11 protein-coding genes are annotated in these 15,314 nt (G+C 64.3%); 7 read left to right on the plus strand and 4 right to left on the minus strand.

The features are described 5' to 3' along the window. Positions 1-13: 13 nt before the first annotated feature. Both uvrB and LB536_RS20500 read right to left on the minus strand, forming a co-directional pair. Positions 14-3,091 (minus strand): excinuclease ABC subunit UvrB, encoded by a 3,078-nt coding sequence (gene uvrB / locus LB536_RS20495; protein WP_224595776.1) that lies wholly within the window; start codon positions 3,089-3,091, stop codon positions 14-16. Positions 3,092-3,215: 124 nt separating this feature from the next. Further along, a complete protein-coding gene (locus LB536_RS20500; protein ID WP_224595778.1) occupies positions 3,216-4,814 on the minus strand; it encodes a DUF2778 domain-containing protein in 1,599 nt (532 codons plus the stop codon). Positions 4,815-5,341: 527 nt separating this feature from the next. On the opposite strand from LB536_RS20500, the gene LB536_RS20505 reads away from it, so the two are divergent. The 4 genes from LB536_RS20505 (at position 5,342) to LB536_RS20520 (ending at position 10,260) form a co-directional block, all read left to right on the plus strand. Further along, on the plus strand, positions 5,342-6,211 hold the full coding sequence (locus LB536_RS20505) for a protein-L-isoaspartate O-methyltransferase family protein (protein WP_224595781.1): 870 nt from the start codon (positions 5,342-5,344) through the stop codon (positions 6,209-6,211). A gap of 51 nt (positions 6,212-6,262) precedes the next feature. Then, complete coding sequence (locus LB536_RS20510) at positions 6,263-8,965, plus strand: hypothetical protein (RefSeq protein WP_224595785.1); 2,703 nt, start codon at positions 6,263-6,265, stop codon at positions 8,963-8,965. After that, the gene (locus LB536_RS20515) at positions 8,965-9,897 is read left to right on the plus strand and encodes a hypothetical protein (RefSeq protein WP_224595788.1); all 933 of its coding nucleotides are present in this window, start codon (positions 8,965-8,967) and stop codon (positions 9,895-9,897) included. Before LB536_RS20510 ends, LB536_RS20515 begins: the two co-directional genes overlap by 1 nt. Before the next feature lie 84 nt (positions 9,898-9,981). Then, entirely contained in the window at positions 9,982-10,260 is a 279-nt protein-coding gene (locus LB536_RS20520; RefSeq protein WP_140759403.1) for a hypothetical protein, read from the plus strand. Between the two features lie 70 nt (positions 10,261-10,330). On the opposite strand, the gene LB536_RS20525 is transcribed toward LB536_RS20520, so the two are convergent. Beyond that, positions 10,331-11,587, minus strand: coding sequence for a hypothetical protein (locus LB536_RS20525; protein ID WP_224595790.1), 1,257 nt, complete (start codon positions 11,585-11,587; stop codon positions 10,331-10,333). Positions 11,588-11,734: 147 nt separating this feature from the next. Between LB536_RS20525 and LB536_RS20530 the strand changes: the two genes are divergently transcribed. Together LB536_RS20530 and LB536_RS20535 are read left to right on the plus strand one after the other, a co-directional pair. Continuing rightward, the gene (locus LB536_RS20530) at positions 11,735-12,805 is read left to right on the plus strand and encodes a CapA family protein (protein ID WP_224595792.1); all 1,071 of its coding nucleotides are present in this window, start codon (positions 11,735-11,737) and stop codon (positions 12,803-12,805) included. 230 nt (positions 12,806-13,035) lie between these two features. After that, positions 13,036-14,007, plus strand: a complete 972-nt coding sequence (locus tag LB536_RS20535) for a hypothetical protein (RefSeq protein WP_224595794.1) — start codon at positions 13,036-13,038, stop codon at positions 14,005-14,007. Positions 14,008-14,022: 15 nt separating this feature from the next. Here the strand turns inward: LB536_RS20535 and LB536_RS20540 are convergent, their stop codons facing one another. Then, on the minus strand, positions 14,023-14,517 hold the full coding sequence (locus LB536_RS20540; protein WP_140759411.1) for a YegJ family protein: 495 nt from the start codon (positions 14,515-14,517) through the stop codon (positions 14,023-14,025). Between the two features lie 435 nt (positions 14,518-14,952). Between LB536_RS20540 and LB536_RS20545 the strand changes: the two genes are divergently transcribed. Beyond that, the gene (locus LB536_RS20545; RefSeq protein WP_015316128.1) at positions 14,953-15,195 is read left to right on the plus strand and encodes a DUF1344 domain-containing protein; all 243 of its coding nucleotides are present in this window, start codon (positions 14,953-14,955) and stop codon (positions 15,193-15,195) included. Positions 15,196-15,314: the final 119 nt, after the last annotated feature.

Below are 15,314 nucleotides of genomic sequence, written 5' to 3' on the forward strand. Positions count from 1 at the left end.
AGGAAGGGAAAGCCTACTGTCCCGGCCTGCCAGTCTTGCCCGGCCGGCGCTTTTCGCGGCGGGCGTCGCCTGGGTCCTCGTAGGAGCCGATGCCGGTGCGTTCGCGCTTGACCGGTTTGTCGCCTTCGATCGGCGTTTCGGTGCGCCGCACCGTCATCTCGTCGAGCGAGTTCTTCTTGAACAGCGGCTTGGTCGCGTCGCCGGGAATGCCGAAGTCGGAGCCGTGCGCCTCTTCGGCCGACTGCTTCTTGAACAGCGAACGCGACACCGCGCCGGACGGTGTCGGCATGTCGGTACCAGGTCCCATATCGTCGAGCGAGGGCTTGGCGAACAGCGGCTTCTTCACCGGTACGGCGCCGTCGGCGCCCATCTCGTCGAGATCGGGCTTGCGGAAGAGGTTGGGCCTGGCGGCCTTGGCCGCCTCTTCGGCGGCGCGTGCCTGGTCGAGCTTGCGGAAACGTTCCTGCTCCTCAGCCGTTCGATGCTTGGCCACGCCCTTGTTGTGTTTGCCCTTTTCGCGGCCTGACGCCGGGCTTTGGCCTTCCACCTCGCGCGCCAGCGGATCGTCGGAGATGGATAGTTCCATCTCGCGCAGCCGCTTGATCTCGTCGCGGATACGGGCCGCCTTCTCGAAGTCGAGATTGGCGGCGGCGTCGCGCATCTGCTTGTCGAGCGCGTCGAGATGAGCCTTGAAATTGTTACCCATCATGGCGCCGGCGCCGTCGGTGAACTGCGAGATGTCGGCGCGGACGTGATCCTTCTCGTAGACCGAATCCAGGATGTCGGAGATGCGCGATTTCACCGATTCCGGCGTGATGCCATTGGCGGCGTTCCATTCCATCTGCTTCTCGCGGCGGCGGTTGGTCTCCGCCATCGCCCGTTCCATCGAGCCGGTGACCTGGTCGGCGTAGAGGATGACCTTGCCGTCGACATTGCGGGCGGCGCGGCCGATGGTCTGGATCAGCGAGGTTTCCGAACGCAGGAAGCCTTCCTTGTCGGCATCGAGGATGGCGACGAAGCCGCATTCGGGAATGTCGAGGCCTTCGCGCAGAAGGTTGATGCCGACCAGCACATCGAAGGCACCAAGCCGCAGGTCGCGCAGGATCTCGATGCGCTCCAGCGTGTCGATGTCGGAGTGCATGTAGCGTACGCGCACGCCCTGCTCGTGCAGATATTCGGTCAGATCCTCGGCCATGCGCTTGGTCAGCACGGTGACCAGCGTGCGATAGCCGGCAGCCGTCGTCTCGCGGATTTCGCCGACGACGTCGTCGACCTGGCTCTTGGCCGGTCGCACCTCGACCGGCGGATCGATCAGCCCGGTCGGGCGGATGACCTGCTCGGCGAAGACGCCGCCGGCCTGTTCCATCTCCCAGCCGCCCGGCGTCGCCGAAACCGCAACCGAGAGCGGCCGCATGGCGTCCCATTCCTCGAAGCGCAGCGGCCGGTTGTCCATGCAGGAGGGCAGGCGGAAGCCATATTCGGCCAGCGTCGCCTTGCGCCTGAAGTCGCCGCGATACATGCCGCCGATCTGCGGCACGGTGACGTGGCTTTCGTCGATGAAGACCAGCGCATTGTCGGGAATGTACTCGAACAGCGTCGGCGGCGGATCGCCCGGCTGGCGGCCGGTGAGATAGCGCGAATAGTTCTCGATGCCGGCGCAGGAGCCGGTGGCCTCCAGCATCTCCAGATCGAAGCGGCAGCGCTGTTCCAGCCGCTGCGCTTCCAGAAGACGGCCGGCGCGCTCCAGTTCCACCAGCCGGTGTTTCAACTCTTCCTTGATCGACTTGATCGCCTGATTGAGCGTCGGGCGCGGCGTCACGTAGTGCGAATTGGCGTAGATCTTGACGCTCTTCAGCTCGCCGGTCTTCTGGCCGGTCAGCGGGTCGAACTCGGTGATAGCCTCGATCTCGTCGCCGAACATGGAGATGCGCCAGGCGCGGTCTTCCAGGTGGGCCGGGAAGATTTCGATCGTGTCGCCGCGCACGCGGAACGAGCCGCGCACGAAATTGATGTCCTGGCGCTTGTACTGCTGGGCGACGAGGTCGGCGAGCAGGGCGCGCTGGTCGAGCCGGTCGCCGATCTGCATCTGGAAGGTCATCGCGGTATAGGTCTCGACCGAGCCGATACCGTAGATGCACGAGACCGAGGCAACGATGATGACGTCGTCGCGCTCGAGCAGCGAGCGCGTCGCCGAGTGGCGCATGCGGTCGATCTGCTCGTTGATCGAGGACTCCTTCTCGATGAAGGTGTCGGTGCGCGGAACGTAGGCTTCCGGCTGGTAATAGTCGTAATAGGAGACGAAATATTCCACCGCGTTGTCGGGGAAGAATTTCTTGAACTCCGAATAGAGCTGTGCCGCCAGCGTCTTGTTGGGCGCCAGGATCAAAGCGGGCCGCTGCGTCTCCTCGATCACCTTGGCCATGGTGAAGGTTTTGCCGGAGCCGGTGACGCCAAGCAGCACCTGGGTGCGATCGTTGTTGTCGACGCCCTCGACCAAGTCCTTGATCGCGGTCGGCTGGTCGCCGGCGGGTTCGAAGTCCGACACCATCTTGATGGCGATGCCGCCTTCGGACTTTTCCGGCCGGGCAGGGCGGTGCGGTGTCCACAGCACGCCGTCCTTGTGCAGGGGATTGCCGGATTCGATCAGCGCCGAGAGCGCGGCCACCGTAGCGGTGACGCCACTCGACGTCATCGTCTCGGCCTCCTCCAGCGAGACATCGAGGCCGGCGACGGGATTGAGGCCGGCCGCGGCGCGTTCGCGGGCCGTCGCGGCGCCGCCCATCGAGGTGCCGCGCGCGGTGCGGCCCGGCGCGGCGGAGCGCTCGGGTATCTTCTTCGGCGATTTGGCGCCGCCACCCTTGCCCGTGGTGCGCCCTTCGCGTTCCGCCTCCTGCTCGATCTGCTCGGCCCAATCCGCGATCGAACCGGTCAGCGGCGTGCCCGACAGTTCGGTCTGCGGCATTTCGGCGAAGCCGCCCTTATGCAATGGTTCAGACGCGTCGAGGAAATCGGTCAGCGGACTGCGCCGCTTCGGCGCGGCGCGGTCGTCACTCGCCGTCGGCGGCGTTCTTTTATCGGGGGATTTGGCCATGTCCCGAATATGGGAGGTCTTGGCGAAAATGGAAAGGGCGGGATGAAGGCGGGCGTGCCGCCGGCCGCGGCTCCTGACAGCAGGCTGTCAGGAGCCGGTACCGCGCGCTTCCCGCTCGCAGGGCTCAGGCGCCGCGCGCGTTGTCGGCCACGCGGGTCGGCGATCCGTTCAGGCGCGGCACCACGACGAGGCGGGTGACCTTGCCCTTCTTGAAGGCGGCGAGGAAGCGGGAATAATCCCTGAAGACGACACAGCCATTGGATTCGGCGCGGCCGCCGCGCAGCATGTAGGTATGCGCGAGCAGGCCGGTGCGGTTGTATTTGTTGCCGCCGCTCGTCGGTGTCAGGCGGATGGCCTCGACGCCGTGGAAGCGCGATTCACGTAGCGACAGATTGTAGGTGTTGGGTGGTGTCGGGCCGCGATCCTTCACATCGACATAGCGCGGCTGGTCGACCATGGCGCCGAGGCCGGAATGCGCCTCGAGCCGCTGGCCGTCGGGCATGTAGACGGTCTTGGCGCTGATGTCGTAGACGGCGACGCCATGGCCGGCGCCGCTTCCGGCGCTCGGCCCGTTGAACAGATTCCTGAACGCCTGGCCGAGGCCGCCCGAAGGCGTGTCCGGCTTGGCATAGGCCAGCACGTCGCCACCATCGCGGGTCCGGCCTTGCCGGGCCGGCTGCCTGGCTTGCTGGACGGGCTTCGGCTGAGGCGCCGGCTTCTCCTGCAAAGTCTTGGGCTGTGCGGCCGGCTTGTCCTCTTCCACGACGCTGCGCTGCTGCGGCGCGTCATATTGCGGGCGGCGGGTCGGCAGTGGGACATCGTCGGTGAGCGCATCCGGCAGCGAGGCGGCGTCGCCGGGCTTTTCCTGCTGGGTCTCGACCGGCGCAACCGCGACATCGGGCGAGGATTCGGTCATCGGCAGCGGCGAGGCGAAGGCTTCGTCCTCGATAGGCATCGACTCGACCAGGGCAAGCGCCAGCTGCGCGTTATCGGGCGTTTCCGGCTGGGCAAAGCCCATCGGCGCCGGTGCGGTCTGCACGACCGAACCCATATCGGCGCGGGCGAAGCGTTCCGCCGCCGGAGCCGGCATGTCGTTGGACAGGCTGGCCATGACCTGGACGGACGGCACGAGAGACGCCTCGGTGACCTGGGGCGCGGCGCTGGAAATCACGGGACGGGTGCTGGCGGCGGTCGCCGGCTTTCCCGCGCCGGCAAAGGCAGCGGCGAGCTTTGTCGGCGACAGCGACGCTTCCATCAGTTCGAAGCGCTGCTGCGATTTCGACTTCGCCGGCGTTGGCTTGGTCTGTGCCACCAGGCGCCCGGATTTCTCCGCCTTGGAGGTTACCGCCGCCAGCCTGAAGCAACTGGCGCCGCACTGTACGGCATGGTCGTGCAGCGCTTGCGCGCCGCCATGGGCATTGGCCATGACGAAGGGCGCGGAAGAGCTGAGGAAATGCTGTTTCAGCGGATCGGCGAGAGCGAGCGTGCCCGGCATCGACAGCGTCTGCGGCAGGCCGATCGACGTCGCCGAGAGCGAGGCGCCGACGGAGGTGAGGCCGGCGATGGTGCCGATCAGCCATAGGCCGACGGCAGCGCTGACGCCCGGCACCGCGATCCAGCGGACAACCCGTTCAGGGGTGAAGGATGAGGCGCGTGGCGCTTCGACAGCGGTCTCGCCGCTCCAACGCCTGTCCCCGACAATTTTACGACTCAAAAACGCCATGCAACCAATCTTGCTCCAATCGGCTCCCACGTCCGCGGCTGTGATAGCCGCGACGACCATTCTGTGAGTGATCCCAGGTGGTCCCCGACGCGTTTGCCGCGCCTGTCGTTAGTTGCCGATTGCTTCAAAATATGGACAAAGTTGGTTAACCAATCCCTCTCAAAACCAATGGAGAGACGTGGACTTTGTGCCGAAAAAGGCTCGTCCACGACCATGCACGCGGTATTGCAGCCCTTCCAAGGCTGTTTTGCTGCCTGTTTTTGCCTGCCGAGTCAAGCAAAACAGCCTTTGCTAATCTTCGCAAAAAGACGCCTAAGCGCTTCCCGCGGCAATGAGGCACGCCAATGCGCGTCGGCCGCGCCGCTGCGAACGCCACCGGGTGCCTGCAAATACTGTTGCCGTCCTGCCACAATTCTTCGGCCTGAAGGATCGCCTCCCGGCGGCCGGTTGACTCGTTTTGGGAGGCGGTGCACTCCGGTCAAGTGCTTGGTTTTAAGGTGGCAAAAGCCACTTTTGGAGGCTTTTCCATGAAGCGTCGGGACTTCTTGGCGCTGTCGGCGGGAGCTACGGCGTTTTCCATTCTCCCGGCCGCCGTCAAGGCCGCCGTGCCGGTTCCCTATGACCGCAATGCAGAGGTGCCGTTCAAGGACAAGAAATCGTTCATCGACTGGATGGTGGCCAATCGCGGCGAGGATCCGAAGTTGCTGGCGGAACGGTTCGACCGCTTCCAGATCATGGTCTACAACAAGGACGTGCTGGACGACCGCAACAAGCGCGCCTTCCTACTGACGCCGCGCGAGGAGTTCGTGCTGCCGCAGAATCTGGGCCGCGCCTATGATCATGCCTTCCTCGACATCGGTTATGGCGTGACGATTTCAGGCCCGCATCTGGTTGGGCGCATGACGACCTCCATCGACGTGCAGTTCGGCGAAACCGTGCTCGAGATCGGCACCGGATCGGGCTACCAGTCGGCCTACCTCGCCAACCTCACCGACAAGGTGCACACGATCGAGATCATCAATCCTCTGGCGCAGCGCACCCGCCGCACCTATGACGGGCTGATCGATCGCGGCTACAGCGAATTCGGCTCGGTCACCAGCCGCAATGCCGATGGCTATTATGGCTGGGAGAGCGTCGGCCCGTTCGACAAGATCATCGTCACCTGCGGCATCGACCATATTCCGCCATCGCTGCTGCAGCAGCTCAAGCCCAATGGCGTGATGGTCATTCCGGTCGGTCCGCCGGGGGCTCAGCATGTGCTCAAGGTGATCAAGCAGCAGCTTGCGGATGGCACGTTCAACATCGTCCGCTCCGACATCTACAACGGCAAGGTGGTGCCTTTCGTGCCCTTCACCAAGCTGGAAGGCGACCAGATCGTCGGTACGCATAACGGCTGAGTTGCCGCGCGGCGGCACCGGCCTTGCTGAATTTCGCATCAAGGGGCCTGAATGGCAGCCGTCGCATCGATCTCTCGACCAGGCATCGCGCCGCTGGAGGCGCCACGGCTTGCGCACTATCTCGCGGTCGGGCTGATCGCCGGCGCCATCATCGCCCTGCAGATCGCCGTCATGCGCGTGTTCGCCGTGGGCAGCTGGTCGCATTTCGGCTCGCTGGTGGTGAGCCTCGCCATGCTTGGTTTCTCCTTGTCCAGCGTCGTGATCTTCGCCGGCAAGGATTGGTTCGACCGCCACTGGCAAGGCGCGGCGACGGTGGCCCTGCTGCTGATCGGCCCGCTCGCCGTCGGCGCCAACCTCGCCGCCCAGACGGTGCCGTTCAATGCCATCTTCCTGGTCTCCGACCCCCAGCAGAAGTGGCGGCTGCTCGCCAATTTCCTGCTCTATCTCCTGCCGTTCCTGGCCGGCGCCTTCTTCCTCGGCATCGTCTTCCTGAAGAGCCGCACCGCCTTCGGCCGCGTCTATTTCGCCGACCTGACCGGCTCGGGACTTGCCGGCCTCGTCGTGCTGGTGTCGCTGTATCTGTTCGCGCCTGAAACCATCATCGTCGTGCCGCTGCTTTTGTGGGCCGCCGGCTCGCTCTTGTGGTTCGCTGCGTTCGGCGCCTGGAAGAGTTTTGTCGCGGGCGTGGCCGTCGCGGCGCTGTCGATATCAGGCTACCTCATGCTGCCCGGGCTCACGGGCATACCCGACATCGCCGTCTCGCAATACAAGGGCGTCGCCTATGCCCGCAACTTCCCGGACGGCGAGCGCATCTACCGCAGCGTCTCGCCGTTCGGCGACCTGCAGGTCTATGCCAGCTCCTACATGCACTTCGCGCCGGGCCTGAGCGACAACGCCGCCTTCGGCATGCCGGAGGTTCCAGTCAACACCTATGTCGGCATGTATCGCGACGGCGATGGTCCGGAAGGCATCATGCGCAACCTGGCGCCGGCCGAGCAGGTCTATTTCCGCTATCTGCCGATGCACTACCCCTATGTCATCAAGGAGAAGCCCAAGACGTTCGTCGTGCAGTTCGGCGGCGGCATCTCCACGCAGGCCGCGCTCAATGCCGGTTCGACGTCGGTGACGGTCGCCGAGAGCAACCCGATGACGTTGCGGGCCTTCCGCGATCCGATCCTCAGGGATGTGACCGGCGACATACTGGCCGAGCCGCGGCTCAAGGTGATCGATTATGACGGGCGCCTGTTCCTCGCCAACACGGCCGAGCGCTACGACGTCATCGATCTCAGCCTCGCCGACAGCGTCGGCCTGTCCAATCCCGGCGGCTTCGCCATTTCGGAGAAATATGCCTACACGCGCGAGGCAATGCTGAGCTATATGCGCGCGCTTGCCGATGGCGGCGTGCTGTCGATCACCTTGTGGAACAAGGAAGAGCCGCCGAAATCGGTGCTCAAGCTTTATTCGACCGTCGCCGAAGCGGCGAAAACATTCGACCGCGAAGGTGCGGCCAACGACATCTTCGCGGTGTCGAGCTATCTCTCCACCACGACCGTGCTGTTCAAGCGCGGCGGCTTCACCGAGGCCGAAACCAAGACGCTGCGCGGCTACACCAAATCGATGTCCTGGGAAGAGGTCTATTATCCAGGAATAGTATATGACGGCTCGGGGGCGCAAAAAGTACTCGATGATTACCGCGCCTCGATCTTCGGCAGCGGAGAGGACGCGACGCTGACTCAGCCCGCCGATGCGTCGGCGCCAGCCGACCCCATCGCGCCTGCAAATCCTGACTGCGACCCGACGGCGCCGGCCGATCCGACGCTCGACGCCTGCGCCGGTGTTGGCGGCGATGCCGGCCCGCAGGTGTTGCCGGCGACGGAACTGCAGCGCATGACCTGGCACGCGCTTCTGACCGGCGGCTGGGAAAAGCTCGCCAGCGATTATGTCTTCGACGCGCGTGCACTGAGCAACGACCAACCCTATTTCGCGGCCTATGTGAAGGTCGCCGACCTGCCGCGCACGCTCGACCGGCTCGACCTGTTCCAGGACGACTGGGGCTATCTCCTGATCTGGGCGACGCTCGGCATCGCCTGCATCACGGCGGCGTCGCTGGTGCTGCTGCCGGTGATCTTCGGCTGGCGCATCGTGTTCTCGCGCTCGCGCGGCAAGCTCGGCACCATCCTCTATTTCGCCTGTCTCGGCCTCGGCTACATCATGGTCGAGGTCGGGCTGATCAGCCGCTTCACCGTGGCGCTGGCCAATCCGACCGTTTCGGCCTCGGTGCTGATCTCCTCGATGCTGGTGTTCTCCGGTCTCGGCAGCCTGTTCGCCGAGCGCATCTTCGACCGCGCCAGGACGCTGCTGCCGGTAGTGCTGCTGGCGGTCTGCGTGCTGCTGCTGGTCTACGGATTCTATCTGTCGCCGGTGCTCGACCGGATCGGCGCCTATCCCTATGCCGTGCGGCTGCTGCTGTGCTTTCTGCTGGTGTCGCCGCCGGCCTTCCTGATGGGCATGCCGATGGCCACTGCCATGACCTGGCTGGCGCGGCTCGGCAAGGAGCATCTGTTCGTCTGGGCCTGGGGCATCAATGGCTGTTTCTCGGTGATCGGCTCCGCCGCCGTGCCGATCGTCGCCACCAGCTTCGGGCTCAGCGCCGTGCTGCAATGGTCGGCAATCGCCTATCTCATCGCCATTCCGGCGTTCTTTGCCGTGCTCCTGCCATCGAAGGCGCCGGCTCTCCGAGTGGTGGCCGCCTGATGCCGGACCGGCGCGCCATCGTCGCCGGACTGCTGGCCACGGCGGCGTTTCCGGTGGCAAGTCAGGGCGCGCGCTTGCACAAGACTATCTCGACCATCGTGCCGTTCAAGGCGTCGCCCTTTCCGTATCGGGGCAAGCTGCCCGACGGCTCCGCGGCGTTTCTCGACGTCGACGCGAACGGCCGCCACGGCCACACGTCGCCGCGCGGGGGAATCTATTGGGAAGACGAGACCTATTGTGACCGCTCGACGCTGCTCGCGATTCCCAAAGGGTTCGATGCCGCCAAGCCCGCTGTCATCGTGGTGTTCTTCCACGGCAATGGCGCGACCTTGCAGCGCGACGTGGTCGGGCGCCAGCGGGTCGTCGCGCAGGTCGAGGCTTCAGGCCTCGACGCTGTGCTGGTGGCGCCGCAGTTTGCCCGCGATGCGCAGGATTCCAGCGCCGGCAATTTCTGGACGCCGGGCTATTTTGCCAAGTTCATGGCCGAGGCGGCGCAAGGCCTGGCCAGGCTGACCGGCGCCAAGGCGGCAAAATTCGAGGCCATGCCGGTGGTGTTGGTCGCCTACAGCGGCGGCTATAATCCGGCCGCTTCCGTGCTCAAGAACGGCGACATTGGCGGACGCCTACTCGGCGTCGTCCTGCTCGACGCCGTTTTCGATGAAGCCGACATCTTCGCCGACTGGATCGCGCATCACAGGAAGAGTTTCTTCGTCAGCGCCTATGGCAAATCATCGGCCTCCGGCAATGCCGAGATAAGCCAGGCGCTGGCAGACAAGGGCATCAACGCTAGCGCCGACCCGCCGCGGCGGCTGGAAGCCGGCACTGTCGCCCTGCTCGCCTCGGACGCCGCCCACGACAGGTTCGTCACCAAGGCATTCGTGAACAATCCGCTGCAATGGCTGCTGGCCCGGCTGCACGGGTTCGCGCGTTAGGACCTGTCGATGTCAGGCCCGCCCCGCGCTGATTCCGTGAGCTTGGCCCTTGAAAGGTCTGGTTTTGAAGCTTAGTGCCCGGCCATGCTTCTGACTGTTATCGTCATTGCCCAGATACTGGACCCGCTCAGGATCGTGCTGGTCGCGATCGCCTACTTCCTCAGCCGGTTGGCCGGTCGGCCGGGCGCGGGTTGGCTTGGATTGGTGGCGGCGATTGTCGTGATCGCTATCGGCTATCCCTCGGCGATCCTTGGCCAGTCCGGCGATATCGCCTGGATGAGTGGTGCGGTCGGCGTGATATCGAACGCGCTCATAGCAGCAGTCATGGCCGGGCTCCTGCGGCTCCAACGCCGGTTCTTCTGATCGTCGGCGCTAGGATCTGCGCCTCGTCGCTTCGCTCCTTGCTACGCCCTGGGATGGCGACGGCGCGGTCTCAGTTGAACCACAGCGCGAACGTCAAAAACCCGCCGCCGCCGAACTCGCGCTGGATCTGATCGAAATCCTCGCTGGTCAGGATCTTGCCGGTTTCGAGGTAAGGCGCGATGCCGGGGCCGGTGATCGACAGCACGAGGTCGAAGGGCTTTGGCTCGTCGAAGAAGCGCTTCATGTTGATGCCCTTGCCGGTGATGCGGAAGTGCGGCAGCAGCGCCCGGCCTTCCAGGAGGTCCTCGGCCATGGTCAGGGTGGCGAGCCATGCCTGGACCTGCTCCTCGCCGACTTCGAGGCCGGTGAGCGGGTTTTCGCCCTTCTGCTGCGGACCGGGCAGCCATTCGCGGTCATTGTCGGTCTCGGCGCGGATCGCCTTCCAGTCCTCGCGCGACAGCCGGATCATTTCGAGCAGCTCCTGGCGCGCCGCCTTGCGGCGCTCCGGCTCGACCACCGGCCAGTTGATGAGGTGCACCATCGAGATGAAATCGGCGATGCGCCATTCCGAGGAGAAGATGCTCGAGCCCATCTCGCTTGGCGGCGGCACGAGGATGTCCTGCAATGGCAGCTTGGCGCGCGGAAAAAGCATGTGGAACGAGCCGTCGAACGTGCCTTTGAAATCATGCGCAAGCCAGAAATCGGCCTGCGCCATCAGGAAGTCGGCATAGCCCTGCAGCCAATAGCCGTCGGCGCGGTCGAAGCGGAAGGTGAGCGCGGGCGCGGTGCCGTCCGGCGCCATGCCGCCGCGCGACAGCGCGGCCATGATCGCCGCCATGCTTTCATCCGGCGCGATCGTGCCGTCCTCGTTGAGGTCGATGCCAACATGGGTGAGGTCGATGACCATGCCGATATCGGCATCGGCAGGCACCGAACCCAGTGTCGCGGCGGATTTTCCCAGCCGGTCGCGGAAGGCGACCAGTATGGCGCGGAACTCTTCGTAGGTCAGCGGCTCGGGTTTGGGATTGGGCGGCACCGGCAGCTGCATCAGCGGCAGCATGAAGGATTGCGGGCTCTCGAAACCATGGCGGTGCAGGCCGCCGGCCAGCAATTCCAGCGCGGTGAAGAATTCGCCGGCGCCGGCGGCATAGGCGGACGCCGGATCTTTCGGCGCGGCTGCTTCCAGTGTCGACAGGGCGCTGTCGCGCGCGGCCACGGTCTTTGCCTCGAACAAAGCGGTTGCCGCTTCCGGCATGGCGGCCGATGCGGACGACAGTGGGACGAGCAGAATGAAAGCCGATGCCAGCAGGCTTGCTATTCGCGTCATCTTTTGCCTCCCATTTGTTGGCAGCGACCATACACGGATTTACGACGTCGCGCCTGCCAGCGCCGAAGCGCTCTCCACATCGCTGATTGCCGGCGGCTTCAACCTGCCCGCTGGACAGTCTAAACAAGGCAAACGATTGGGCGTGCCGTGTCGAACTATCCGCTCTCCTACAAGCTGTCCTGGCTGCCGCGCTTCCTCAAACCGTCGCTCGCCGGTGATGCAACAGGGTTTGCGCCGGCATCGGGGACGCTGATGGATACGCCACCAGGACAGACGGTGCGGCTGGCCTTCATCGGCGACATCTCGGCGGTGGCCAACCGGAGCGCGCCCGACTGCGATCCGGCGATCAAGGCGCTGCTGGGCACGGCCGATCTGGTGATCGGCAATTGTGAAAGCCCTGTTGTCGGCAGGCCGAGCGCCGTCCTGGGAACCAAGCTCGGCACGCATCATGCGATGAGCGAACGCTTTCTGGCGGAGGCGCTGGCGGCGGTCGGGATACGGCGCGAAAAACTGGTGCTGTCACTGGCCAACAATCATGTGCTCGACCAGGGCGTCGCCGGTTTTGACGCGACGGTGGCGGCGCTGAAGCGGCTCGATATCGGCACCATCGGCCTGGCCGACAATGGTCCGGTCGAACGCTTCGCGGCCGGGCCGCTCGCCATCGGCTTCGCCGCTTTCACGCTCTGGCGCAACGCCGACGAAAGCCTGTTTGCCGGGCGCGTCTCGATGGACAGCGATCCGACGGACTGGCCGCGCGAGGCGAGTGCTGGGGTCGACCTGCTTTGTGCCGTGCCACATTGGGATTGGGAATTCCGCCATTTTCCGCGCGCCGGAACACGGGCGCTGGCTCAGCGGCTGGCCGGGCAGGGCGTTCGGCTGATCGCCGGCCACCATGCCCATGTCGTGCAGCCGGTGGAGCGGATTGGGGGGACAGTCGTCGCCTATGGTCTCGGCGATTTCCTCGGCACCGCTTTCGCCCGCCAGCCATGGCCGGGGCGGATCGGCGGGATATTCGTGGTCGATGTGAGTGCAGATGCCGATACGCGGGGAGCTGTTGCGTCTTACCGGTTCTGTCCGTTTGTCCGCCTGCGTGCGGGAGACCACGAGCGCCTGGTGCCGGTGGAAGCATTGGACGTGTCGATGCGGCAAAAAATCGAGGGCCGGCTGGGAGCGGTTTTCCCTTCTCCCCTTGTGGGAGAAGGTGGATCGGCGCGATAGCGCCGAGACGGATGAGGGGTGCGTGACGGAATGAGACGTTGGCGATCTTTCCACTAGGCAGGCAAAATCGGAAATCGGGTGTTGCCAAGCTGGAACACCCCTCAACCGTCTCGGCGCTATCGCGCCGATCCACCTTCTCCCACAAGGGGAGAAGGAGGTCGCGCTTGCTGTCTCCGGCTAGCGTCATTCCGACAAAACTGGCTATCATGCGGCAACACTGGCGGCGGGGGATGGCGATGGAAAATTTCATGCCGGGCGCGGATGCCGTCGCAGCCATCAAGAAGGACATCGAGACCTACGAAGCGACAAGGGCCTCGGTGGCACGCGGGGTCAAGTGGCGCGTGCCGTTGTTCGTTGGCCTTGTGGTCGTGTTCGTCGCTCTCATTGCCTGGCTGTTCAACAAGGTCGCCGATCCCAACGAGCAATGGTTCTCGACGCCGCACGTATTTCTCTATGTCATCGGTTTTGTGGTGGCGATCGTGCTCTATTTCAGGGCAATCAGGCCGGCGGCGAGGCTGCGGCAATCGTTTCGCCAGACGCTGATGCCGATCATCTTCGGCTTCATTGGAGATATGCGCTACCAGCACGACGTGACGCCGCATTCCTTCGACCGATTGCCGCGCGAGACGGTCGGCGGTTTCACTATGAGCCGCTTCGACGACATCATCTCCGGACACTATGACGGATTTGCCTTCGAACTCTACGAAGCCGATCTTTGGGACGGAGGCGCCACCAAGAACAAGGCCACCACGTTCAAGGGTGTCGTCGTCGCTTTCGAGGCCATCGAGCCGTTTCCTGGAATATTGGTGGCGGCGCGACGTGCCAGTGGCGTCATCGGCTTTTTCCGCGGCATGTTCGCGGCCAAGATGCAGGAACTGCCGTCCGGCGTGCCTGAGCTTGACGCCGCCTACGAGTTCCGCACCGACAATGTCGAGGCGGCACGGCCGCTGGTGACCGGCCGGCTGGCGCAGGCGCTGAAATGGCTCGGCGAAACCTGGCCGGACGAGCCGGCGCGTGTCGCGCTCAACGGCGGCGACGGTTTTCTGCTCCTGCCGCAACCGAAGAACTTCTTCGAACTGCCTGATATTTCGGTGCCGCTGGACTACCAGACCCATGTCGCGCCGATGATCTCGGACATGGGCGCCATGCTGGCGACGGCGGCCTTGGTGAGGAAGATCGGCGCGAGGGATGGGGCGATTTGACAGGCCGAAGCAGGCTCAGCAGTCGAAGCCGTATTTGCCACGCATATAGTCCGCCTCTTCCTTGGACGTTCTCTTGAACATCACACAGACGGTGAAGCTGCCGACCTGGTGGCCGTCCCTGGTGTACCCCCAGTCGGAAATATCGTCGCGCGTGAATTCGATATTCTGGCCGAGCACGACGTTGTGCACTTCCTCCGGTTCGTTCGCCAATATGCCGACAAATCCTGTCTCCGTGCGACGGAAGGGAATGACCCAGAAGTGTTCGGTGACGTTGCCGTCCCGCACCTTGACCTTCAGCTTGAACCTGTCCGTGCCGGACGGAGGTGTTTCGGACAAGGCCAGGAATTCATCCAGGCTGGCGAGCGCCCGCGCGGTCGCCGCCGCCATGTCGGGATCATCAGGAGCAAAGATCATCGTCTTGTCGTCACCCGGATCGGCGCCTTGCGCGCCAGCCAGGCCGGGCAAAAACGCCAGCATCAGGGATAGTGTGGTCCGGACGGCGATTCTCATGAAGTCCCCCCTTACTACAAGGCGACACCATCCGGCATTCGCTTCGATTTTGCAACCTGAGCGCGAAATTCATCTCTGCGGCTGGCAGGCTAGAGCCGGCGCACGACATAAAACGTGTATCGATGAAAAAATCGAAGTCCTGTTTCGTGATACGGCCGGGAAGGGATTGCGGCGGCCGCGTGATCGCCGACGGCGCGAGCCGCAATCCGTCAAACGACTCATTTCGCGCGCAGAAAGCCTTACATGAGGGTAGGGCAAGCGGTCGCTATCGGGGGCTTAGAGGCTATTATGTCGGAATTAAGCCGATGATTTCCTTTGCGAAAATACACCCAACGTGATTTGCGGCCAGTGCGCTTTCCGCCCCAGTCTCGGGCCGTTCGGTGCTGCTCTCTCCCAAGCGGTACCGGAAAACCGAAACAGCACGGAGTGCTATCCATGAAGAAGACCCTCGCAACCACCGCCGCTCTGCTCGCCTTTCTCGGCACGGCCTATGCCGCGACCGTTCAGGGCACCATCCAGGCGGTTGATCCGACAACCAAGTCGGTCACACTCGACGACGGCAAGATCTACCAGCTGTCGCCCGATGCGTCGGTCGGGAAACTGAAGGTCGGCGCCAAGGTGGCGGTGACGGTCGACGACAAGACCGGCATGGTGACGTCGATCAAGAAGGCCTCGTAGAGACCGCCGACCGGACTTTTGAGACCCTGCTCCAATCTGGCCGGTTCCTTCGGGGATCGGCCATTTTCATTAGCTTGGACACTCCCCGTCAGGCGACGACGGTGGCGAAACGCCGTTCC

This window comes from Mesorhizobium sp. ES1-3, from assembly GCF_020164795.1.
Taxonomy (GTDB): Bacteria; Pseudomonadota; Alphaproteobacteria; order Rhizobiales; family Rhizobiaceae; genus Mesorhizobium.

Bases quoted from the DNA above. Each gene is read 5' to 3' on its own strand.
- uvrB (WP_224595776.1), bottom strand. From the start codon at position 3,091: ATGGCCAAATCCCCCGATAAAAGAACGCCGCCGACGGCGAGTGACGAC.
- LB536_RS20525 (WP_224595790.1), bottom strand. From the start codon at position 11,587: ATGACGCGAATAGCAAGCCTGCTGGCATCGGCTTTCATTCTGCTCGTC.
- LB536_RS20510 (WP_224595785.1), top strand. From the start codon at position 6,263: ATGGCAGCCGTCGCATCGATCTCTCGACCAGGCATCGCGCCGCTGGAG.
- LB536_RS20540 (WP_140759411.1), bottom strand. From the start codon at position 14,517: ATGAGAATCGCCGTCCGGACCACACTATCCCTGATGCTGGCGTTTTTG.
- LB536_RS20500 (WP_224595778.1), bottom strand. From the start codon at position 4,814: ATGGCGTTTTTGAGTCGTAAAATTGTCGGGGACAGGCGTTGGAGCGGC.
- LB536_RS20515 (WP_224595788.1), top strand. From the start codon at position 8,965: ATGCCGGACCGGCGCGCCATCGTCGCCGGACTGCTGGCCACGGCGGCG.
- LB536_RS20545 (WP_015316128.1), top strand. From the start codon at position 14,953: ATGAAGAAGACCCTCGCAACCACCGCCGCTCTGCTCGCCTTTCTCGGC.
- LB536_RS20505 (WP_224595781.1), top strand. From the start codon at position 5,342: ATGAAGCGTCGGGACTTCTTGGCGCTGTCGGCGGGAGCTACGGCGTTT.
- LB536_RS20535 (WP_224595794.1), top strand. From the start codon at position 13,036: ATGGCGATGGAAAATTTCATGCCGGGCGCGGATGCCGTCGCAGCCATC.
- LB536_RS20520 (WP_140759403.1), top strand. From the start codon at position 9,982: ATGCTTCTGACTGTTATCGTCATTGCCCAGATACTGGACCCGCTCAGG.